The organism is Methylacidimicrobium sp. AP8 (assembly GCF_903064525.1).
Classification (GTDB): Bacteria; Verrucomicrobiota; Verrucomicrobiia; order Methylacidiphilales; family Methylacidiphilaceae; genus Methylacidimicrobium.
Map to the genome: position 1 here is coordinate 627139 of NZ_LR797830.1, position 21986 is coordinate 649124.

Annotated in this window: 16 protein-coding genes and 1 tRNA gene; 14 read left to right on the plus strand and 3 right to left on the minus strand. The window is 62.4% G+C overall.

The features are described 5' to 3' along the window. The first annotated feature begins 259 nt into the window (after positions 1-259). The 9 genes from MTHMO_RS02765 (at position 260) to MTHMO_RS02805 (ending at position 13608) form a co-directional block, all read left to right on the plus strand. Entirely contained in the window at positions 260-3049 is a 2790-nt protein-coding gene (locus MTHMO_RS02765) for a TonB-dependent receptor plug domain-containing protein (protein ID WP_237394726.1), read from the plus strand. Positions 3050-3072: 23 nt separating this feature from the next. Then, complete coding sequence (locus tag MTHMO_RS02770) at positions 3073-3672, plus strand: tetratricopeptide repeat-containing protein (RefSeq protein WP_237394727.1); 600 nt, start codon at positions 3073-3075, stop codon at positions 3670-3672. A gap of 14 nt (positions 3673-3686) precedes the next feature. Continuing rightward, positions 3687-6551 carry a bifunctional YncE family protein/alkaline phosphatase family protein gene (locus tag MTHMO_RS02775; RefSeq protein WP_237394912.1) on the plus strand — a complete coding sequence of 955 codons (2865 nt, stop codon included), beginning with the start codon at positions 3687-3689 and terminating at the stop codon, positions 6549-6551. 355 nt (positions 6552-6906) lie between these two features. Beyond that, the gene (locus MTHMO_RS02780; RefSeq protein WP_202213426.1) at positions 6907-9639 is read left to right on the plus strand and encodes a TonB-dependent siderophore receptor; all 2733 of its coding nucleotides are present in this window, start codon (positions 6907-6909) and stop codon (positions 9637-9639) included. A 161-nt stretch (positions 9640-9800) separates the two neighbouring features. After that, complete coding sequence (locus tag MTHMO_RS02785) at positions 9801-11606, plus strand: tetratricopeptide repeat protein (protein WP_202213427.1); 1806 nt, start codon at positions 9801-9803, stop codon at positions 11604-11606. A 71-nt stretch (positions 11607-11677) separates the two neighbouring features. After that, positions 11678-12136 (plus strand): FKBP-type peptidyl-prolyl cis-trans isomerase, encoded by a 459-nt coding sequence (locus MTHMO_RS02790; RefSeq protein ID WP_202213428.1) that lies wholly within the window; start codon positions 11678-11680, stop codon positions 12134-12136. Between the two features lie 88 nt (positions 12137-12224). Next, positions 12225-12758 carry a ferritin gene (locus MTHMO_RS02795; RefSeq protein WP_202213429.1) on the plus strand — a complete coding sequence of 178 codons (534 nt, stop codon included), beginning with the start codon at positions 12225-12227 and terminating at the stop codon, positions 12756-12758. Between the two features lie 100 nt (positions 12759-12858). Continuing rightward, a tRNA-Arg gene (locus tag MTHMO_RS02800) sits at positions 12859-12932 on the plus strand. Between the two features lie 178 nt (positions 12933-13110). Further along, positions 13111-13608, plus strand: coding sequence for a hypothetical protein (locus tag MTHMO_RS02805; protein WP_202213430.1), 498 nt, complete (start codon positions 13111-13113; stop codon positions 13606-13608). Here the strand turns inward: MTHMO_RS02805 and MTHMO_RS02810 are convergent. Then, the gene (locus tag MTHMO_RS02810; protein WP_202213431.1) at positions 13597-14367 is read right to left on the minus strand and encodes a ParA family protein; all 771 of its coding nucleotides are present in this window, start codon (positions 14365-14367) and stop codon (positions 13597-13599) included. The genes MTHMO_RS02805 and MTHMO_RS02810 overlap by 12 nt on opposite strands. A gap of 71 nt (positions 14368-14438) precedes the next feature. On the opposite strand from MTHMO_RS02810, the gene MTHMO_RS02815 reads away from it, so the two are divergent. The 4 genes from MTHMO_RS02815 to MTHMO_RS02830 all read left to right on the plus strand — a co-directional run bounded on the left by MTHMO_RS02815 (position 14439) and on the right by MTHMO_RS02830 (position 19552). Further along, complete coding sequence (locus MTHMO_RS02815) at positions 14439-15374, plus strand: ABC transporter ATP-binding protein (RefSeq protein WP_202214819.1); 936 nt, start codon at positions 14439-14441, stop codon at positions 15372-15374. Positions 15375-15498: 124 nt separating this feature from the next. Then, complete coding sequence (locus tag MTHMO_RS02820; protein WP_202213432.1) at positions 15499-16248, plus strand: ABC transporter permease; 750 nt, start codon at positions 15499-15501, stop codon at positions 16246-16248. A gap of 10 nt (positions 16249-16258) precedes the next feature. Beyond that, a complete protein-coding gene (locus MTHMO_RS02825) occupies positions 16259-17734 on the plus strand; it encodes a GldG family protein (RefSeq protein WP_202213433.1) in 1476 nt (491 codons plus the stop codon). 9 nt (positions 17735-17743) lie between these two features. Continuing rightward, complete coding sequence (locus MTHMO_RS02830; RefSeq protein ID WP_202213434.1) at positions 17744-19552, plus strand: DUF4340 domain-containing protein; 1809 nt, start codon at positions 17744-17746, stop codon at positions 19550-19552. On the opposite strand, the gene MTHMO_RS02835 is transcribed toward MTHMO_RS02830, so the two are convergent. Both MTHMO_RS02835 and MTHMO_RS02840 read right to left on the minus strand, forming a co-directional pair. Next, positions 19500-20105 (minus strand): DUF2062 domain-containing protein, encoded by a 606-nt coding sequence (locus tag MTHMO_RS02835; protein ID WP_202213435.1) that lies wholly within the window; start codon positions 20103-20105, stop codon positions 19500-19502. The genes MTHMO_RS02830 and MTHMO_RS02835 overlap by 53 nt on opposite strands. Before the next feature lie 97 nt (positions 20106-20202). After that, on the minus strand, positions 20203-20871 hold the full coding sequence (locus MTHMO_RS02840; RefSeq protein WP_202213436.1) for a TetR/AcrR family transcriptional regulator: 669 nt from the start codon (positions 20869-20871) through the stop codon (positions 20203-20205). 130 nt (positions 20872-21001) lie between these two features. On the opposite strand from MTHMO_RS02840, the gene MTHMO_RS02845 reads away from it, so the two are divergent. After that, the gene (locus MTHMO_RS02845) at positions 21002-21976 is read left to right on the plus strand and encodes an HlyD family secretion protein (protein WP_237394728.1); all 975 of its coding nucleotides are present in this window, start codon (positions 21002-21004) and stop codon (positions 21974-21976) included. Positions 21977-21986 lie beyond the last annotated feature (10 nt).

Genomic DNA, 21986 nt, shown 5'->3' on the forward strand with positions numbered 1-21986 from the left:
TGTAACGACATTGTAACAACCGGTTCCATTCCGGCCGTGCTATAGAATATCGGCCGCCTACGACGGCAGCTGCGGTCCGGTTCCGGCTGCTTGGGACTCGGCGAGACGTGAAAACCGGCGGCCGGAGAAGTTTGGGCAAGAGCGAGTCCGGGAGGGTGGATCTGTGAGGAGGGATAGCGGCATCATAGGTTCGATTCGGAGTGTCTATATCCGACGGTTTCTGTGCTTTGTGCTGGGAATGCTCCTCGCGAGCCTTTCTATGCCGCTGCGGGCGGCCGACCCCTCGGTGGAGCCCGCTTCCCCCCTGGGCAGCGGGGATGCGGATACGGGGGGCAGCGGTCTCACCGGAGGCCCCGGATCCTGGGACCGGAATCCGGTGGAGGGGAACGGGTCGGGAAGCGGGGACGCACTCGGCGATGGCTCCTCGCACAAGCCGCTGGAGGATATCTTGCGCAATCAGCCTCTTTTGGCCGACGCTTCCAATGCCCTGAAGGAGGGGAGCGCCGCAGCCGATCCGGCACCCGATTCGTCCTCTTCCCCATCTTCTTCCTCTTCGCCGGCGCTGGTCAATCCCGGCACCGGAAAGGTCGTGATGCCGGAAACGCTCGTGACCGCCAACGAGCAGTCGGTTCTCCCCGGGGACTACGACATCAGCTCGGTTTACGGCACACCGGTCAATATCGTCGACACGCCTAGGAGCGTCCAGGTCATCACCCAGCAGGAAATCCAGTCCTCCGCGTTCATTTCCCAAAACGTCATGTCAATGATGTACATGGCGCCCGGCCTCTACATGGGGACGACCTTCGGCGAGTTCTCGGTGCCGAACATCCGAGGCATGCCGGCCAACAAGTACATCAACGGGATGCTCTCTTTCTTGCCTGGCACCGGCTACGAAGGGGGGCCGATGAACATGAACGACTTCGACCAGATCAACATCGTCCAGGGGCCGACGATGCCGAGCCTGCTCTCGATCCGCGCGGCGGGCGGGTATCTGGACATCCAGACCAAGCGCCCCTACTGGGACGGCTTCCACGGGACGGCGACGGTCATGGAAGGGATGTACGACCAGAATCTCTGGCAGGCCGACGTGGGCGGCCCGATCAACGACAAGCTCGCGTTCCGGTTCAGCTACCTGGGGAACTACTCGGGGAACTATTACGACAACGACTACCTGCATAACCAATCCTTCTACACAGCCCTCTCCTTCAAGCCGTACGACAACTACGAGCTCTTCTTCAACAATTCGTTCTACACCGAAGGCTACAACGAGATCGGCGGGATCAACCGGCCGACCCAGGAGCTGGTTTCGGATCATGAGTATCTTTCCGGCTATATACCGAATATTTATTTAGGTCCGCCGCGCTACGTCGATCACCATAAAGTCAACTACAATATCGGTCCGGAATTGTACAATTACGGGGTGTCGGTGCTGCCGCAATATTATGATACGCTGCGCTATGTCCCGCTCTCGGCGATCGGCGGATATCGGGCCAATTTGCTCAACCCGGGTTCGGGGGGCTACGTCGAAAGCGAGCGGGCCCAGGTCATCCAGCGGGTGAACGTAGACGACGGCTTCCAGATCGTCAACAATACCAACTTCGAGTATTTTTCCTACAACTACCAGAATTTTACGCCCTATAATATCTACACTCCGGGCTCCTGGGTAGCCCAGAACAACACCTCGTTCATCCTGAACTTCGACACCCCGATCGGCGGGGCTGCCGAAGGCGGACAACAGGAGAACCCGAGCCTGGCCGACCGGAAGAATCCTCCCTTGAAGGACGAGGCTTTTCCTATCCATCACACGGTCAATGTCGGGTTCGAGACCGACTATGCCAACATGATCGTCTACGAGGGCGACTTCGAGCAGGTGTTCAACGTCTGGAACATGGGGCCGCTGGCCAATGCGGTCTATCCCTCGTATTTTCAATACAACCTGCCGGGCATGCCGTGGTTCAGCAAGTATCTGTATCAAGACGTGCCGATTCCGGGCCGACCCGGGCAGGTGTTCAACCCGGGCAACTTCAGCTCGACCGATTCCGAGACCTGGTACTTGCGGCCCTACTGGCAGCACCAGATTGACTTCGGCAAGCACTTCTCGATTTTCATGGGCGCCAGCGCGCTGGCCTTGATGGCGACCGCGCAGAATCCCGTAGGCACGCCCGGCACCTACTTCGACTTCGGCGAGGCACTCCATCCGGGGGGACAGTACTTTTCCACCGTCATCCCGAACTTCGACTTCAGTCCGCGCTGGAAGCCGAACGAGTGGACGACGGTCTATTTCGATTTTCAGCAGGCGTGGCTAGCCGAAACGGGAGCTTTTTACGGCGTCTCCCCCTTGACGAGCAACTACAACCTTCACCTCCATCAGCGACTCTACAGCGGGGGGATCAACTTCAGCTTGCTCAATGGCAAGCTCAATATCTTGACCGCCGCCTTTGACCAGGAGTTCCAGGAATTGGAAAGCTACAAAAAAGTGCTTCTGGTCCCGGTTCCGATCGACGTGGTGGGGGGCACCCTACAGGTGAGCTATCAGCCGGATCGGCATCTCTGGCTCGTCGCCAACGCTTCCTACATCTTGGGCACGTTCGACTATGCTTCTCCGCTCACCACAGGCCCCAGCATGGACCAGCCATACCCGAGCAACTACGTTTTGAACAATCCGGGAAAGTACGCCTTCGACAACTTCGGCTACTTCCCCCAGGGTACATACAACTACGTGGGCTGGCCCAACTTCCAGACCTCCTTCATGGCGACCTACACGCTCGATTGGGGATTGGGCTTCTTCGCCTCCTTCAACGCGACGAGCCCGCAATATCTTGCCTACGATTACCTCGTCCGGATTCCCTGGCAGTACACCCTCAATTTGGGCATAAGCTACACGAGCCCGGATAAGCATTGGGTAGGGAGGCTCTGGGTCTGGAACGTGACCGACCAGCACAACTGGATGACGAGCGGCAGCGGATACGCGACATCGTTCAACAATTACGACGAGCTCATGGTCTCCTGGCCTTTCTGGATACAGGGACAGATCAGCTATCAATTTTAGTCGATTTTAGGAAAGGAGATTCTATGATCCGAGCCATGCGGACGGCGTCAGGCTCTATCCGGCTCTTCCTGGCGGTGGGCTCGGTCATTATGGGTGGAAGCGTCCCGGAGGGCTCGGCGGCTGCCCAAGCCGCCGGGGCGGGCCAAGTGGCCGTGGCCCCGCAGATGATTCTGGGTGCCAACGGCGAGGGCAGGAAGGCGCAAGAGCTTTTGCAGGCGGGCCGCCCGGCCGAGGCGCGGGCCGCAGCGGAAAAGGATCTCCAAACCTCGATCGCGCGATCCGGCTTCAGCGCCTTCGGCAACATGGTGCCCTACAACAACCTCGGCGTCGTCTACACGGCCGAGGGCAGGTATGCGGAGGCGCACAAGATGTTTTCCCGGGCGATCGGGCTGGGGAAGGCGGCGCTCAGCCAAGCACAGATGGCCGCCGGCTACAGCGGAGGATCGACCTACACGCAGGCGGGGGCGGGTGCCGGCACAGGGGTGGCGGTGCAGAAGAAGATCCTGGCCCTCTGTCTCTTCAACAATAGCATCGCCTACCGGAAGGAAGGCGACCTCGCGAAGGCCGCACGTTTTCAGGCGGATGCGCGGAAGCTCGATCCCGCCTTGCCCGAGTGGAAATGATCCGCTCCCATGGGATGCCGGTGTCCGGGAAATGTTTTCCCTCGCGGGGAAAAGGGTTGCGGAGGCTGCGGCTCGCGGTCGTCGCGGGGGCTGCCTGTCTGGCCGCTGCGGTTTCCGCAAGAGCCCGTCCGCCGGAGGGCGCTCCCGAGGGCGCCTTCCTTCCGACCGGGGTGCGGATCGATCTTTCGCCGATTCCTGGCCTGCGCCTAGATCCGCTCTACCTGGCGAAGGGAAAGACGAAGGTCCCGGTTTCCGGGTCGTTTGCCATGGCGGCGAGCCCGGCGGGCGGTGCGCTGGCGGTGGTGAGCTCGGGCTACAACCTCTGGTTCGGCTTCGACGGAAAGCCGGTTCCGGAGCTCTCCCACGAGTCCGTCTTTGTCTTCGACATTTCCCAGGGGGCGCCCAAGCCGGTGGCTGTTCTCCCGCTCCCGAACTCCTTTTGCGGGATCGACTGGAATCCGGACGGGAAGGAGTTCTACGTCTCGGGCGGGGGAGAGGATCGGATCTATGCCTTCGCAAGAAAAGGAGATACGTGGGCGCCCTCCCGTCCGCCGATCGCGCTGGGGCACGAAAAAGGCAACGGGATCGAGACGAAGCCCGTGGCTGCCGGACTTCGCGTCGATCCGGAGGGGAAGCTCCTGCTCGTCGCTAACTACGCCAACGACTCGGTCAGCCTCGTCCGGTTGACCGATGGAAAGAAGGTAGCCGAGCTCGACCTGCGTCCCGGGAAGATCGATCCCAAGGACAGGGGACTCCCCGGGGGCGAGTATCCAATGGATGTCGCTTGGGTGGGAAAGGGGAAGGCCTATGTCGCCAGCCTCCGGGATCGGGAGATCGTGGTCGTCGGCATGGAAGCCGAAACATTACGTTGCTTGGGCCGGATTCCGCTCCAGGGGCAGCCGAACCGGATCGCCGTCGATCGGGATCGACGCCGAGCCTATGTGACCGAGGATAACTCGGACCGGATCGCGGTGATCGAGACGGAGGCCGACCGGCTTCTGGAGGCGATTCCTTCTGTTTCCGAGCCGGGTTCGGGCCGGCCGGGGAAGTCCCGCAAGGGGGCCTCTCCGAACAACCTCTGGCTCGATCCCTCGGGGCGGCTCCTCTATGTCACCAACGGCGGAATGAACTGCGTCTCGGTGATCGAGCTGGGCCCTAAGGCGCGGGGGGTCGCAGGGGAGGTGCCGGAAGATGGAGCGGAGGCGAGCAGCAGGGTCGTGGCCCTGATCCCGACCGGATGGTATCCGACGGCCGTGGCCTGCGATGGACGCGGAAGCCGGCTCTATGTGGCGACCGGGAAGAGTGTGACGGGACCGAACGACCGGGGATTCGGCCGGCCGCTCCCGCCTCCGGAGGAGCTCGTCAAGGTCTGGAGGTCGAAGAACGAATATATCCTCCAAAAAACGGCCGGAACTCTGCAGAGCTTCCCGCGGCCCGATCCGGCGGACTACGCGCGCTTGACCGAGACCGTATGGAGGAACAACCGGCGAATCGGCGCCGCAGCGGGGGATAAGGCCATTCTGCAGATGCTGCGCCGCCGGATTCATCACATCCTGTACGTGATCAAGGAGAACCGTGGATACGACCAGCTCTTCGGCGATTTGCGGCGCGGGGACGGCGATCCCGACCTGGCGATCCTGGCTCCTTACTGCCCCAACGAGCGGCGGCTGGCCGAGCGGTTCGTCCTGTTGGATCATTTCTTCTGCAGCGGGGAGGTGAGCGGGGACGGCTGGAACTGGAGCACGGAGGCCCGGGCGACCGATATCATCGAAAAGACCGTTCCCCTCCATTATGCCCATCGTGGGCCTACCTACGATTTCGAGGGCGACAACCGGAACATCGCGGTGGGAATCGGGACCATGGCCCAGAGGAAGGAAGCGGACCCCGGGCTTCCCGACGATCCCGACCTCTTGCCGGGAACCCGGAGCGTGGCCGCACCCGACGGCTCCGAGGGAGAGGTCGGCCTCGGCTATCTCTGGGATGCGGCGCTGCGGAAGGGCATCACCGTGCGGAATTACGGGTTTTTCGGCGATCTCACCCGCTACCATCTGCCCAAGGAGGATCCTGCCTTCCTCCCCTTATCGCGGCATCCTTTTGCGGAGAGGATGATCCAGTTCTTTCCCGCCAACCCCACGCTGGCCAAGGTGAGCGACCTCTACTACCGCGGCTTCGACATGAAGTACGCCGACTACTGGCGGTACAAGGAGTGGGAACGCGAGTTCGACGACTATGCGCGGAAGGGGAATCTTCCCGCCTTGGAGCTGATCCGCCTTCCCCATGACCACTTCGGCTCCTTCCGGGAGGCTGCCGACAAGGTCGACACGGTCGAAGCGCAGATGGCCGACAACGACTATGCGGTGGGGCTGCTGGTGGAAAAGGTTGCGCGCAGCCGGTACAAGGATGACACCCTGATCTTCGTGATCGAGGACGACGCGCAGGCCGCGGCGGACCATGTCGACGCCCACCGGAGCATCGCCCTTGTGGCGGGCCCCTTCGTCAAGCAGGGAGCCGTCATCCGCCGGAGGTTCACCACGGTGAGCGTGCTGAAGACGATCGAGGAGATCCTCGGCTTCGGGCCTCTCTGCTTCTACGACGAGGGAGCCGAGCCGATGACCGACCTCTTCGATCCGGCAGCGTCGAGCTGGAGCTACCGGGCGGTCGTTCCCGCCGCCCTGCTTCAGACCGACCTTCCGGTCGGCGGGAAGAAAGGCGCGGGGGCCGGCGCCCGCCACGATTCCGCGTTTTGGGAGAAGCTCTTGGGCGGCCAGGACTTTTCGGACGCGGACCGGCTCGATTCGGAGCAGTTCAATCGCGCCTTGCGGTTCGGCTTGTCCGGACGGCGGAGCTCCCGGCCGACCTTCCGCGAAGCGGGGGAGTAAGGCCCGGCGGCCGCTTCGGCGGCGCCTCGGCAACGAGCTTTGCGGCAAGCCGTGGCCGGGAAGGACGAGGTTCCGAGCCGCCCGCCTCTGTATCCGGATTCACGATCTCCGTCCGGCAAGATCGGCTGCAGAGAGAGAAGCGCAATGAGCTGCGGATTGTAGATCAATGGGTTGCGACTTTCGGAAAATGGCACCGTTTTGTCACAGAAATGTCACATGTTTTTCACAACCGTTTCGTTGGCGCTTACGGTATAGAACTACGGGCGATCTTCGGATCGCTCGCCGGGCAAAGGGGGTTGATGAACCCGCACCGGCGTCGGACCGCGGCGAAGTTTTTTATCGAGGAGGAAGAGGAATGAAACGCGAGGTGTCAGTGACCAAACGACGAGGTTTTCGGCCGGCCGGGCTGTGGATTATCGCTTCGGCACTCGTGATCGGAACGGTCCGCGCGGACGAGGCAAATCCCGCCGCAGCCCCGACGGGCAGCAGCTCGGGGACGGGCGAAACGGCGGAGAGCGGCCAGGCACCCGTCAGCGGGAGCGGAAAGGCGAAGCAGTCGGGATGGGAGGGGATCGTCCAGCAGACCGAACCGGAAAAGAAGCAGAAAAAATCGCCGACCGGCGACGTGCAGATGCAGGAGGTGACCGTATCGGGGGAAGCCGAGTGGACTTCCCCTGACCTGACCTCGGGCGAGCCCAACGCCCCGATCCTGCCGACGACGGCCCCGGTGGTCTCGACCTTCGGGACGCCGATCAACGTGATGGATGCGCCGCGGCAGATCACCCCGGTCAATCAGACGCTGCTGCGGACGTCGGGAGCACTCTACCAGGGGTATATGGATCCGCTCTCGATCTCCTCCATCCTGCCCACGGCCTATACGGAGCTCAACTGGGGCATGGGCAACTCGGTGACGATCCGCGGCCGCCAGGCGCTCCCCTACATCAACGGCATCGAGATGACCCTCCAGAATGACGCCATGCAAGGCGTGCCCTTTAGCTGGAACATGGTCGAAAACATGGACATCCAGGAAGGCCCGGCGAACGCGGTCTTCGGGGCCACTCAGGCGTCGACCGGCAGCGTCAACTACATCACCAAGCAGCCCTACTTCGACAAGTTCCGAGGACGGGTCTGGGACACGACCGGCATGTACCAGCAGTACCTCTGGGGGGCGGACATCGGCGGCCCGGTCGACAAGGAGGGCAAGCTGGCATGGCGCTTCTCGTACATGGGCCAGGAGCAGGGGAGCTACTACCAGTACATGTACAACGATCAGCAGAACTTCTACTTCACCGTCGGGTGGAAGCCTACCGATAACTATTCGGCCAACTTCTACGGCGACTATGGGATGTACGATTTCTATCCCGAGCTGGCCGACTTGATGAACCGGCCGACCAACCAGCTCATCCAAAACGGGTTGTATCTCCCCGGCACAGTGCCCGGATTTCCTTTCACGGTGGCCCAGGGTGGACCGGCGACCGGCTCGGCGATCAATCCCCCGTTCAACACCTACGCGCAGTCGCCCGTCGGGATCAATCGGCGGGCTACCATCTGGAGCCCGTACGGAGGCGGGAACGCCAACAACGGTTTTGCCCAGCTCGTGCAGACGGTGCAAGTCAACGACGACCTCCAGATCGTGAACAATTCTTTCCTCTGGTACACCAAGACGGAATGGCTCGAGCCGCAGCTCTATGCCATGCAGTATACTCCGGGAGACTATGAGTTCGATAACCGGACCGAGGTTCGGTGGACCTTCGATCCGCTCGCCAGCGAGCCCGAGAAGCCCAAGACGAAGGAGGAACAGGGGCTGGAGAACGTCTTCGGCAAGCTTCTGCTCAAGAGTTCGGTCGACACAGGTGTCGAATGGCACTACGAGTACCATGACGACTATTTCTCGGAGAGTGCTTGGGCCTACGGCAACTCTTGGAGCCTCGTCGATCCTTTGAATCCCGCGTTTGCCAACCCGGCGCTCTTCTATTTACCCGGCACCAAGCAGTTCAACAGCTTCATCAATAACCCGAAGGCCGCCTTCGGAGGCCTTTGGCATGTGCCCGGCGCTCCGGCGAACTACTTTTACGAGCCGCTGAACGGAGCCTCGGGAAGCACCTTCGGTCACTACTGGTCGGTCGCGCCCTTCTGGCAGCACAACCTCCAGATCACCGACAAGTTCGCGCTCTACTTCGGCGTCCGGGCAACCGCGTACTTCTGGGACTTCACGACTCCGGAAGGACCGGCCGGCATGCCGCAGATTCCCGGAGTGACGACCGCGAGCCTGCAGCAAGCTTCGCTGGCCCCGCTTATCAACATCAGCCCTACCTATAAGCCGTTCGATTGGATGACCGCCTACTTCAACTACAACTGGTCCTACGTGAACAACGTGGCGGTGATCGGCGGGGCGGCACCAACGTTCGATGCCGCCTCGTTCCGGCTGCTGAACCAGTTGATCGAGGGAGGCCTCAAGTTTAACCTGCTCAACGACAAGCTCTTTATTACCGCTGCGGGCTTCACTCAGGATCAGCAGCTGAACAACCTGGGATTGCCGCCGACTCCCGCCACCATCACCGGATACGAGGTCAACCTCGCATACCAGCCGGATAAGCACTGGTGGGTGCGCGCCGGCTACATCGACATGCACGGTGTCGAAAACTGGACGGCGCTCACGCACGGCCCCAGCATGCGCCAGGACTACTCCACCGCATTCGCGCTGCAGCAGGCGTTGGCGCTCAACACCAACTTAGGCCTTCCTCCGGGGATCTACAATATGATCGGCTTCCCGGAGCAGTATGCGAGTGCGACGATCACCTACACCTCGGATATCGGTTTAGGCGGGACGATCCAAGGGATCGTGATGAGCGATCAGTATCTGGACTACTTGGGCAGCGCCAAGATCCCGACACAGTACATCTTGAACGCCCAGATCTTCTACGTGCAGCCGAAGTGGGAGGCGCGGCTCTACCTCTATAACTTCACGAACAATAACTACTGGCTGCCCTTCGGCTTGGGTTCGGCCGGAAGCCGCGCGTTTAACGAAAGCTCGATCGTCGCGGGATGGCCCTTTTGGATCGAAGGGAACGTAGTCTTCAAGTTCTAGCGCGCTTCGGTCGGTTTTCGTTCGTCGCTCATCGCAGGAAGGCGGAAGCCACAGGCCTCCGCCTTCCTGCCGGCACGGAGGCTGCTTTTCCGTTTGCGGCGAAGCCGCTCTTGCCGGGAGCGCGGGATCGGCATAGTCAGCTTGTTTCGAGGGGAGCAGGGGTGAAGGATCGGAAAAGGGAAGGGCGCGGCGGGAAAATCCGCCGGGTCGCGCTCGCCTTGGTCGCCGCCGGGGCCGTGGCGTGGGGCGGGTGCTTCCGAGTTCATGCGGGCTCCGAAGTGTGGGAGGGGAGCCTCGTCGATTTGCGGGTGACGGCGAAGGCGGGAGGAGAGCGGATGCTGCGCGGGATCGTCGTTTCGGTCGACGGCCGGCTGCTCACGGTGATGTCGGGCCTCGAGGACGCCTCCCGGATCGCGGCCAAGCGCTGGAATTTCCGCCCGGTGCGTTGCACGGGATGGCTGGCCGCCGATCCCGGCACGGGCCTGGTTCTCTTGCAGTTGGAAGGTTCGGACCTCTCGGCGGCCCGGATCGTGGCCCCCGACAACCTGCCGCCCGAAGGCGGGGAGACCTTCACCGTTCCCCGGCCCGGCCCGGAGGATCCCAAGAAGGAGGCGGCCTTTCTCCGGGTGTCGGGGCCGGCTCCTCCGGCCGGGGAGGACGGCCTACTCTGGTTGGGGGGCAGGGTGGAGGAGATCCTGCCGGGGAGCCCCGTCTTCAACGAACGCGATCAGTTCGTCGGCCTTGTGCGGGTGGTCGACGCGGACAACCATCGGCTGGGAGTGGTGCGCGTTTGCGCGCCGCTGGAGCTGCTCGACCGGGCGGACTTGGCGGCGGAAGCCGCCGCCCTGCGGCAGAGCATGGAAAAGCTGGCGGTGCGGAGCCAGGACCCGGCCGTGATGAACAATCCGGCATGGCGGGATTTGCAGGCCGCGGTCGGGCCGAAAGAAGCGGAAGCGGCGGCCGATCGACTGGTGGCGGCGGCTCCCCGGTCTCCTTCGGCCTGGACGGCGGCGGCGTTCGCCTACTTGCGGGCGCGGGCACTGGAAAAGGCCGAGTTCGCCGCCAAGAAGGTGGTCACATTCTTTCCTCAGGAGCCGTCGGCGCTGGTGCTCCTCGGCCAGGCCGAAGCGGCTCAAGGCCGATACGGCCCCGCGATCGACGCATTCTTGGAGGCCAAGGAACGGGGAGCCTCGGCGGCCGAAGCTTCCCTGCTCTTGGGAAGATGCTTCCTGGCCGAGCGGCAGTGGGAGAAGGCATCCGACGAATTCCGCGCCTATCTCCGGTTCCGGCCCAGGCACACCTCCGTTTGGCTGCTCTTGGGAGAGGCGCTGCTCAAGGCTCATGACTATGAAGAAGCCGCCAAGGCCTACACGCGGGCGGCGCGCCTGAACCCCCAGTCGGTTCGGGCTTGGGCGGGCATGGCGGAGAGCTTCCGAGAGGCCAAGCGGTGGGAGGATGCGGCGTCGGCGTACACCGAGCTGACGCTGCTCGAGCCCAAGAACGGCGGCGCCTGGTTCAACCTCGGGCTTGCCCTCCTGCACACCGAGCAGCTCGCCTTCGCGCGCGCATCTTTCCTGCGCGTGGTTCAGCTCAATCCGAAGGATCGGGACGGCTGGTTCAACCTGGCCGTGCTGAGCCAAAAAGCCCGGGACGCCCGCACCGCGGTCGAGGCCTACCGAAAGGCGCTGGAGATCGACCCGTCGTTCGGCGCCGCATGGTTCAATCTCGGCGCCGTCTTCCTGGAGATCCGCCGCTACGAGGCCGCATCGTTGGCGTGGAAGAAGGCCGAGGCGCTCCTCCCCGGCGACGTGCGTCCCGTCGCGAATCTCGCGCTGCTCGAGGAAGCTCTCCACCGGCCTTCCGAACGCGATCGGGAGCTGCAAAAGCTCGACGCGATGGACGCCCGGATCGCCCAGCAGATCCGTTCCCAGATCGCTCTGGGCGCGCGGCAAGTTCGGCAGCCGTAAAGGGGGCCGTGGCGGAGGAGGCCGCGTTTTCGCTTGTCGGGCGGCCGGGGAAAAGAGCAGGATGCGGCCTCATGAGGCGTCTGGTTTTTCTGCTGGCTCTTCTTGTCGTTTTCCTGGCAGCCGGGAGCGTTCGTGCCCAGGATCAGCCGATGTCCGCGTCCGAAGACGGGGAAAGCGGGACGGAGGAGAAGGTCGTGACGACCCCCTCGGGCCTCAAGTATGTGGATATTGTGGTAGGCCGCGGCAATCCGGTCGCGCCCGGAAAGCGGGTCACGGTGGACTACGTGGGAAAGCTCGAGGACGGCAAGGTCTTCGACAGCTCGCAGTCTCATGGGAAGCCCTTTACCTTCGTGATGGGCCAGCGGGGGGTCATCGCCGGATGGACCGAAGGAATCGCCACGATGCGCGAGGGCGGGAAGCGCAAGCTCATCATCCCTCCGCAGCTCGGCTATGGGGTCGACGGAGCGGGCGATGTGATTCCTCCCAACGCGGTCCTTCTCTTCGATATCGAAGTGCTCAAGGTGGAGTAGGGGCGATGAGCGTGCGGGCGCGCCACCGAAGAATCGCACCTTTTGTCTTGCGCAAGGGCCTTGCTGCCCGCAGCCTAAGGATGGAGAGATGAAGACCACGCTTATCAGCGCCAAGATCATCCCGGAGTTTCACCGGCAGATCGGCAGCGAGCTCGAGGCGTTCCTGCAATACTTGGCCATCGCCGCCTACTTCGAAAAGGCGGCCCTGCCGCGGCTGGCGGCTCACTTCGCCCGCCAAGCCGAGGAGGAGCGGGGGCATGCCATGCGCTTCCTGCAGCTGCTGATCGACAACGATGCCGACGTGGTGATTCCGGCGATTCCGGCCCCCGAAGGGCAATTCCGCGATGCCGAGCATGCGGTGACGCTTTCTCTGGAACGGGAGCTGAGGGTTACCGAGGAGATCCATTCTCTGTTGCGGCTGGCGCGGCAGGAGAACGACTTCACTTCCGAGACCTTTCTCCATTGGTTTGTGAAGGAGCAGCTCGAAGAAGTATCGACAGCCGATCAGCTCTTGAAAATGATTCAACGGGCGGGCAGCCAGCGGCTGCTCCTGGTCGAAGAGTTTTTGGCTCGATCCGGACCGATGCGCTTGGGTAAGCCCGCGGAGGAGGAAGGCGGGTAAAAGGAATCGGTCGACGTATCCCTTCGGCCTGTTTGCTTGCGTCCGCAAAGCGAATAGGGTTATCCGTTCCGTACGGCTCTTTCCGCAGGAGCGTCCTCAAGCACCCGTAGCTCAATTGGATAGAGCGTTGGCCTCCGGAGCCAGAGGTTGCAGGTTCGACCCCTGCCGGGTGCACGCGGAGCGGCAAAGGCGGCGTCGCTCGCCTGGTTGGTCGGGCAGGTCCCCTTCCCTGTCGCCGGCCGATCTCCTTTCTTGACAGGCAGAGGAGCATTCCTTTCGCTCACGGGAGATTCACGCAGGATCCGGGCATCGGCTTTGCCCGGCAAAAGTCGGATAGGAAAGGAGGAAAGGAATGAGCTGGGAACAGGTAGGCGCCTTGATCGGGGCGGTGGTAGCGACCGTTTTGATCGGTATCGGCTGGATCGCCCTTCGGTTGAAGCGTCTCTATCGCCGCCTCGAGGATATGGCGCACGATCTCTCCGAAACGCGGTCGGACCTCGGGAATTGGGAAAAGGAGCTCCGCACCGTCCGCACGGAAGCGCAGGTCATGCGCGGGGAGCTGCAGAGCACCCGCGGGGAGCTGCAGAGCACTCGCGGGGAGCTGCAAAACCTCCGGTCGGAGATGCACGACCATTGGTCGACGATGGCCAATGTCAAGCAGGTGCTCCACCGGGAGCTTCTGGATCGCTCGAACTCCGGCGGGGCTCCGACCGCCGTCGCTCCCGCTCCGGATACGTCGTCCGCAGCCGAGCCGTCGCGGATACCGGCTGCGGATTTGCCGACGGGCCAGGGGAAGCCGACGGCGAGCGATTGGCTCTGGCAGGAGACGCTCCGGAGGCTAAGCGGATAGCCGAGCGAGAAATTCCGAGCAAAAATGGCGGTAGCTCGCGGCCCCCACGCTCGAGGGGTCGTAGGCGGTGATCGGCTTTCCGTGGCTAGGCGCTTCGGCAAGCCGGACGGAACGGGGGATGATCGTCCGGAAGAGGAGGTCCGGAACGTGGCGGCGGACATCCTCGAGAACCTGCTGGCTCAAGTTGGTGCGAACGTCGAACATGGTCATGAGAATGCCGAGAATGCGCCTTCCGTTCTTCCCGCCCATGGCGTCCAACTTTCCGAGGAGCTCGAGTATCTTCGAGAGCCCTTCCAAGGCGTAGTATTCGCACTGAAGCGGGATGAGGACGAGATCGGCGGCGGCGAGGGCGTTGGCCATGAGCAAGCCGAGGGAGGGAGGGGTGTCGAGCAAGACGATCTCGTAGCCCTCTCCGGCTCGAAGCGGCTCCAGGGCGTCCCGCAAGTGAAAGAGGGGGGAGTCCGATCCCGCAAAGGCGGTTTCGATCGTGGCCAGCTCTAATTCGGAGGGAATTAAGTCCAGATGCGGGAAGGGCGTCGGCGCGATCTGCTCCCGGATCGACTTCTCCCCTAAGAGAACCGGGAGCAGGCTTCCGCCGGGGGCGACCGCGACCCCCAGCCCGCTCGTAGCGTTCGCCTGCGGATCGGTGTCGATCAAGAGGACCCTTTTGCCTATCTCCGCCAGGCACGCGGCGAGGTTGATGGCGGTCGTCGTCTTGCCGACGCCCCCTTTTTGGTTAGCGACCGCAATGACTTTCATCCGGGGGGGACAGTGCGACAAACTTGACAAGTCGGCAAAATGTTTCTTATGTGCCTGCACTCTTTCTCACGATGATCTCGGTCGAAAACCTGACCAAAGAATATGCGGGATCCCGTGCGGTGCAAGGGATCTCCTTCGCCGTGCAAAAAGGAGAGATCGTTGGGTTCCTGGGACCTAACGGCGCCGGCAAGACGACGACGATGCGCATCCTGGCCGGATACCTGCCCCCGACGAGCGGCAAGGTCGTTGTCGCCGGCCATGACGTCGTGGCGGAGTCCCTGGAAGCGCGCCGGCACATCGGCTACATGCCGGAAAACGTCCCCCTCTACACCGATCTCCGGGTCAACGAATACCTCGCCTACCGCGCCCGCCTCAAAGGAGTCAAAGGAAAAAAAGTGAGAGAGAGGCTGGAGGCGGTCAACCGTCTTTGCCATCTAGAGGACGTAAAGAATAAAATCATCGGCAAGCTGTCGAAGGGCTACCGGCAACGTGTCGGGCTGGCCGACGCCCTGGTCCACGAGCCCGATCTCTTGATCTTGGACGAACCGACGATCGGCTTGGACCCGCACCAGATCCGGGCCGTCCGTGACTTGATTCGATCCTTAGGCGATCGTCACACCATTTTGCTTTCCAGCCATATTCTGAGCGAGGTGGAGGCGGTTTGCACCCGGGTGCTCATCCTCCATCGCGGGAGGATCGAAGCCTCGGACACGGCCGAAAATCTCGCTCGGATGGTGCGCGGAGGCGGACTGGGAGCAATTCGGGTCGAGGTTCTTTGTCCTTCGGAGGCGGGCCGGCGGGAGTTTTCGCGGCTGCCCAACGTCGAGGCGGTCCACTGCCGGGAAGAGCGGGAGGGGTGGTCGGTCCTGGAGATCGCTCCGAAGGCCGGCAAGGACATTCGGGACGAGGTGTTTTCGGTCGTTCAGAAGCAAGGCTGGCGTCTTCGGGAAATGTCTCGTTTACGGGCTTCCCTGGAGGATATCTTCGTGGAGTTGACGCAGGATTGATCCCGCGGCGTCGCGCCACGAAGGAGGGGCGCAGCCGCCCGTCCTTCCGGAAAAAGCGGAATACGATGGATATCATTGGCGCGGCGGAGCCGTCGCGAGAACAGGAGCAAAAGGAAAGCTGATCATGGCACTTTGGGTTCTCACCCGGCACGAGATCCGGAGCTTTTTCATCTCCCCGACCGCGTACATCGTCCTATTCGCGTGCGCGGTGATTCACGGGCTCAACTTCGCCTTCTGGCTCGAGTACATAACAAGCAATAACATCAAGGACTTCACCCTGCTGCAGGCGACGGTGAACTCTTTTTTCTTCTGGTTCCTCCTCCTTATTCAGGCGCCGGTGCTCACCATGCGGAGCTTCGCGGAGGAGAACCGGTCCGGCACCATCGAGATGGTCTTGACCGCACCCGTGCGGGAGTGGGAGCTGGTTCTGGCCAAATTCATCGGCGCCATGAGCTTCTTTTGCGTGCTCTGGCTTCCGCTGGCCCTCGACTTCCTCGGGTTGCGTATCCTTTGGGGGCATCCGTTGGGAAGCAGCGGCAGCATGGAGCTGCTCTCCGTGCTCATGCTGCTCCTTCTGGGCAGCCTCTTCCTGGCCATCGGAATTTTCGCCTCCTGCTTGACGCGGAGCCAGATGGTCGCAGCGATCCTGGCCTTCGGCTTCATCTTCGCGGTCTTCTCTCTCTCTTTCGTCGTCTACCTGGGATTGATCGGCCAAACACGGGATCTGGTCACCTATTTTTCCTTCTTGGATCAGATGGATACGTTTTCCCGCGGCATCTTCGATTCTCGGCCTCTGGTCTTGACCATTTCGAGCACGATCTTCTTTCTCTTTCTCACCGAACGCGTCCTCCAGTGGCGACGGCTTCGTTCTTGAGCGCCCGTTCATGAAGACTCCTTCCGCTCCTCATCCGCTGCGCCTGCAGCTCCGGCTCAACAATGCTCTGACGATCGTCTTGTCCATCGCCATCCTCGTGATGGTGAATTACTTAGGGTATAAGTACTACTACCGGCAGGACTTTTCGAAGAGCGGCTACTACCAGCTTTCCGAGAAGACGGTGCATATTCTCCGCTCGCTGCCCGAGCCCGTGCGGGTGACCGTTTGCCTTGTCAACAACTCCCCGCTCCGGACGGAGATCGATAATCTTCTCCGACAGTACAAGTACGTGGCCGGCGATAAGCTCCAGCTGGAATACGTCGATCCGGCCCTTCACCTGGATCGAGCGGAAGCTCTGGCGAAGCGGCTCAAGTTCGACCTGCGGGAAAATGTGGTGATCTTCGAATATCGCGATCGGCATAAGTTCATCAACGATAAGGATATAGTGGACTATGACATGAGCGGGGCCATGTTCGGGCAAGCCCCCCGGATCAAGGCCTTCAAGGGAGAGCAGCAATTCACGGCCGCCATCCTATCCTTAATCGAAGGAAAGCTTCTCAAAGTCTACGTGACCACGGGCCACGGCGAACGGGAATTCGGCAACATGAGCGCCCCCGGCGGATACGGCGAGATCGACCTGCGCATCCGCCGGGAGAACGTGGAAACGATCCCGCTTGACCTCGGAGAATTTCCGTCGGTTCCGGCCGATGCGGACGCGGTGATCGTCGCCGGTCCAAAGGTTCCTTTCCGGCCTGCGGAAGCCGAAGCGATTGCGAAATATGTCGAAGGGAAGGGGAAGCTCATTCTCCTGCAAGGTGCGGAGAGCGTTTCCGGACTCGAGCCGCTGCTGGCCAAATACGGAATGCGCCTGGATAATGATCGGGTGATCGCGCTCGGGAAGCTCGGAGGGATGACGGGGGAAGTGCTCATTACCACCGCGCTCGGCACCCGCTATGCGGATCATCCGTCGGTCCGCGGGCTCCAGGGGTTGAGCCTGCAGATGCCGGATGCCCGCTCTCTGAGCCTCGTCCCGGGAAATGCCAACGCCTCGAAGGTGGTTTCCTTGGTGCAAACGCCCGAAGCTTTTTGGGGAGAGACCGATCCGAAGGAAATCGCCGAGCAGAATCCGAAGCGGGATGCCGGCGCCGACGTTCCCGGGCCGCTCACTCTCGCGATGCTCTATGACGGAGGGGAGGTCCCGGGCCAGGGGATTCACGTCATCGGAACCCGGATCGTTGCGATCGGATCTTCGGCGTTCCTGGTCAATCAATATATCGACGGGGTGGGTGTCGACTTCTTCTTGAACGTCCTCAACTGGATGCTGAAGAGAGAGATGGCCTTGGGAATCTCCCCCAAGGCGCCTCAGGAGTTCTCGCTTGCGATTCCTCAATTTCAGAGGCAGGCGGCGAACAGCTTTGCCTTAGGGCTCATTCCCTTGGCTTGCGCCCTGATCGGGGTCGGCGTCTTCTTCGCGCGAAGGAAATAGGCACGGCTCGTGAAAGCGTTTCGTTCCGGTCTCTTCCTGTTGCTGATCGCGCTAGGCTTGTTCGGCTACATCGCGCTCTTCGACCGAGGCAAGCAGTCCACCGAAGAGCGCCTCCGCACCGAGAAGCAGATTTTTCGCTTCAAGAGCCAAGACGTGAGCTGGCTCCGCATCGCAGGCCCCGATCATTCCGTCACTCTCGAGAAGAAGGATAACCACTGGAAGATCATCGCTCCGATCCAGGCGGAGGCTGACGATGCCGCCGTGGACCGGGTCCTGACCGAGCTGGAGTTTCTGGAATCGGAGCGGACCATCCCCGCGAAGGAAGCAGGGGGCTCCGATGCCCGCAAGCAGTGGGGCCTGGCTTCCCCGAGCCTGACCGTCGAGTTTCGAGCCGGCAAGGAGTCGCAGGGAATTTGTGTCGGGCGCCCGACCGCCGTCCACGATCTGCTCTACGCCCGCTCCGAGCAGGATCCGAACGGACCGGTCTATCTCGTCAACGCTGCCGTCGTGGATCGGTTGCGCAAGACGGTCGACGACCTGCGCAACCGGGTGGTCTTCGGCTTCGACAGCCTTTTTGTGGAAAGATGCGGGGTCGTGCAGCAGGCCGGAAACGCTCCGCTCAGCGTCGAGGTGGTGCGGCACGGGACCAAGTGGCAGCTGGTAAAGCCGTTGACGGCGCGGGCCGATCCCACCAAGGTCGACGAATGGCTCTCCTCGCTTACGACCCTTCGGGTGCGGAAGTTTATTTCCGACGATGGCGCGGCATTGAATGCCTATGGACTCGCGAGCCCGAGCGATCAGATATGGATCGAGGAAAAGAGGGAGACGCCCAAGGAAGAAAGATTGCTCATCGGCTCGCCCGTCCCCGGCGACCCCGGAGAAGTCTACGCCAAGAAGGTATCCCGGAGCACGGTCTTCACGCTGCCGGCCGAGACGGTCAAGCAGCTCTCCCGCGGCTTTCTCGGGAGCGTGCGGGACCGCCACGTCTTGCCTTCCTTTTCCGTGGCCGAAGTGAGTCGTTTCCAGGTTGAGCAGAATGGGAAGAACCTGAATTTCACCAAGCGGGGCCAGGACTGGACTGTCGACGGAGCAGGCTACAAAGGAATCGTGGACCGGGAACGGGTCGAGGCGTTCCTGCGGTCGCTACGCTCTCTGGAGACCAAGAGCTTCGTCCAGGATGTGCCTTCGGATCTCCATTCTCTCGGGTTAGATCATCCGCAGGGAGAGGTGGACCTGGAAACGGTCGAAGCCGGAGGCAATGCCGCCGGACCCGTCCGGCTCTTCCTGGGAAGAAGCGAGAAGGACGGCACGTATGTAAAGAACTCTCTTGAGCCCTTCGTCTATCAGGTCGACTCCGCATGGCTGCAGGATCTGCCCCGGGATGCATGGCAGTGGAAGGGCTTGGAAGTCGTCCAGATCGAGCCCAAAGACGTGCGGGAAGTGAAGCTCTCGTTCTCTACCGGGTCCGTCACGATCCGAACCGGTCCCGATGGAAGGGTCTTGCTCAACGGAGCGGAGCCGGAAGGTGCCGCCGCCCCGCAGGTCAAAGCTGCGATTGACCGGGTATGCCGGCTTCGGGCGGTCCGCTGGCTCGGCCCGGTCCGCCCGGAGTTCGGCTTGAGCAAGCCCGAGGCGATCTTCACGATCCAAGCCGCACGACCGGCGGTCATCCGTGTCGGTGCGGTGCTGCCCGATGGAAGCCGGGCAGCGCAGGTCGAGGGGGAGACGCTCGCCTTCGCGTTGGGCGCCGCCGAATTCCAGGGACTCAGCGAGCTCTTGCCCGCAGCGACGAAGCCGGCGGCTCCGGGTCACAATTGACCGGAGGCGCCTCGCCCTTTTCGGCGGGGAGCATCGGCGTTGCGCCTCCGGTTCCGCCACCGAGCGGCGCGCTGTTTTGCCGATACCGCCGCAATGCCCGGTGAACGAGGAAGAAGGCGGCTCCGGCCGCCGGCAGTCCGATGACAAGCGAGCCGACCGTCATCGGCCATCCCCATTGCTGTAATCCTTGCCAGCTGATCACCGCGCGGAAGTCCATCTGCTGGAGGCGCAGGCCGGAAGCATGGCCGCCGTGGCCGAGCAGGAAGGCTCCGATCTCATACTCGATCCAGAGAAGACCCGGCACGAAAGGCAGCGCGATGTCGTGGGCGGCTACCCCCAGCGCGGCCGCGATCAGATTCGCCCGCAGCGGCCAGGCGGTGGCCAGGGCGAGGACGGTCTTGAATCCGAAAAAAGGGGTGAATCCGTAGAAGACGCCGATGGCGAAGCCCAGCGCGATCGGAAGCGGATCGGCGCGGAGCTGAAAAAGCTTTTTGTGGGAATGGTGGGCATGCTCCCGCAGGAAGGTCCGAAACTGTTGAAAGCGCCGTTTCATGATGCTCGGGCCGCGACCGGAGATGGGCAGCTTCCGCCCGACTCCCCTCCTTCTCCCCGAAACCAAGCATGGAGACGGTCGTCTGTAAATTCTTCGCTTATTCGGCAAAAGGCAAGCGCGCGGGCCCGGACTCAGTCCGGTCGCCGTCGGGGTGACGGAGGATTCCCTGCACGAAGATGTCGACGAAGGTGTCGATCGCCTGCTCCCGATCCGCGAAACGCCCGGCCTCGGGAAAGATCGTCTGCACGACCAAGTGGTGGAGGACGATGCCGGCAAAGGCCCGGGCCGCGAGGTTTGGATCGATAGGACGGAAGACTCCTTCCCGAATCCGGGAAAGGATGTAGCCGCTTAGGTTCCGGTAAAAAGTTTCGGAATACGCCTCGAAAAACATGCGGGATAGGCTGTGGCCCTCTAAGCCGCTGAAATAGAAGAGCCGCAGGAATTGGGGGTCCTCGTCCACCGAGGCGAACATCTGGCGGGCGATCTCCCGGAGAACCACCTGCGGTCTCTCTCCGGTTTCTGCGGCGCAGCGGAGCCGGTCGAGGAGAGGCGCCAGCTTCGCGATCTTCTTTTCAATGATGGCGGCGTACAGCGCTTCCTTGCTCGGGAAGTGGCGGTAGATGAGCGCTTCGTTGACCCGGGCCAGGACGGCGATCCTCCGCGTCGTGGTCCCTTTAAAGCCGCGTGCCGCAAAGAGAGCGGTTGCGGCGGCGATGATCTTGTCCCGGGTGCTCGAGGCACGAGCCGGCTGAAGAGAGGTTGACATTGAGGACCGAAGCTAGATAAGTAACCATTTACTTTTTCGTCGCGTCAAGATCCTTCCGCGCCGTCTCTTGTCAGGTATGCCACCCGCTCGCAATGAAACCGAACCGGCCGCGCCGCCGACGAAGACCGATGTGCGTCCGGGGCGCGAAGATTCGGCGGGCCGGCACCTGGCCCGCGGTCCCGGAGCCGGCAGGCTGGCGGCCTTCCTCCTGTGGGCGGTAGCCGGCGGAATCGGGGGTGTGATGACGCTCCGGTTTCTTGTCGCCTTTTTCGCAACGGAGACGACCGATGACGCCTTCATCGCCGGTCATATCATCCGGATTGCCCCCAAGGTGGCGGGGCATGTGGTGGGCTACCATATCGACGATAATATGGACGTGAAAAAGGGGCAGCTGCTCATCGAGCTCGACCCGCGGGATTACCAGGCGCGGGTCGCTTTAGCCCAGGCAAACCGGGATTGGGCCGACACGGAGTGGAAGCGGATGGCGCAGCTCGTGCGCAGCGCCGCGGTCTCGCAGCTGCAGCTCGACGGGGCCTGGGCGGCGAAACTTTCGACCGAGGCCTATCTCCGCCTGACCGAGCTCCAGTTGGGCTACACGCGCATCTTTGCGCCCGAGGACGGCCGGATTACGCAGAGGACCGTCGAAAAAGGGCAGTATGTGCAGGCGGGCCAGACCCTCTTCTCGATCGTGCCCGCCGACGTCTGGGTGGTGGCCAACTATAAGGAGACGCAGTTGACGCACATGCGCCCGGGGCAGCCGGTCCGCTTCCGGATCGATGCCTATCCCGATCATGAGTACAAAGGCCATGTGGATAGCCTGCAGCGGGGCAGCGGAGCGCAGTTCAGCCTGCTGCCTCCCGAGAACGCCACGGGAAACTACGTCAAGGTAGTGCAGCGGGTCCCGGTCAAGATCCTCTTCGACGAGCCGATCCGGCCGGGGGAGACCGTAGGTCCCGGAATGTCGGTCGTCCCGTCGGTGCAGATTCATCCGATTGCGGTGACTCCGCTATGGGAGGTGTCGGCGGCGATCGCGGGGACTTTCATGGGCATAGGCATCGCCTTCCTGCTGTCCCGCCGGAAGGGAAAGAGTTCGCAGGGCGCCTGAAAGCGGTTAC

Coding starts and splice junctions, on each gene's coding strand:
- MTHMO_RS02765 (WP_237394726.1), top strand. CDS start 260: ATGCCGCTGCGGGCGGCCGACCCCTCGGTGGAGCCCGCTTCCCCCCTG.
- MTHMO_RS02770 (WP_237394727.1), top strand. CDS start 3,073: ATGATCCGAGCCATGCGGACGGCGTCAGGCTCTATCCGGCTCTTCCTG.
- MTHMO_RS02775 (WP_237394912.1), top strand. CDS start 3,687: ATGCCGGTGTCCGGGAAATGTTTTCCCTCGCGGGGAAAAGGGTTGCGG.
- MTHMO_RS02780 (WP_202213426.1), top strand. CDS start 6,907: ATGAAACGCGAGGTGTCAGTGACCAAACGACGAGGTTTTCGGCCGGCC.
- MTHMO_RS02790 (WP_202213428.1), top strand. CDS start 11,678: ATGAGGCGTCTGGTTTTTCTGCTGGCTCTTCTTGTCGTTTTCCTGGCA.
- MTHMO_RS02795 (WP_202213429.1), top strand. CDS start 12,225: ATGAAGACCACGCTTATCAGCGCCAAGATCATCCCGGAGTTTCACCGG.
- MTHMO_RS02805 (WP_202213430.1), top strand. CDS start 13,111: ATGAGCTGGGAACAGGTAGGCGCCTTGATCGGGGCGGTGGTAGCGACC.
- MTHMO_RS02810 (WP_202213431.1), bottom strand. CDS start 14,367: ATGAAAGTCATTGCGGTCGCTAACCAAAAAGGGGGCGTCGGCAAGACG.
- MTHMO_RS02815 (WP_202214819.1), top strand. CDS start 14,439: ATGATCTCGGTCGAAAACCTGACCAAAGAATATGCGGGATCCCGTGCG.
- MTHMO_RS02820 (WP_202213432.1), top strand. CDS start 15,499: ATGGCACTTTGGGTTCTCACCCGGCACGAGATCCGGAGCTTTTTCATC.
- MTHMO_RS02825 (WP_202213433.1), top strand. CDS start 16,259: ATGAAGACTCCTTCCGCTCCTCATCCGCTGCGCCTGCAGCTCCGGCTC.
- MTHMO_RS02835 (WP_202213435.1), bottom strand. CDS start 20,105: ATGAAACGGCGCTTTCAACAGTTTCGGACCTTCCTGCGGGAGCATGCC.
- MTHMO_RS02840 (WP_202213436.1), bottom strand. CDS start 20,871: ATGTCAACCTCTCTTCAGCCGGCTCGTGCCTCGAGCACCCGGGACAAG.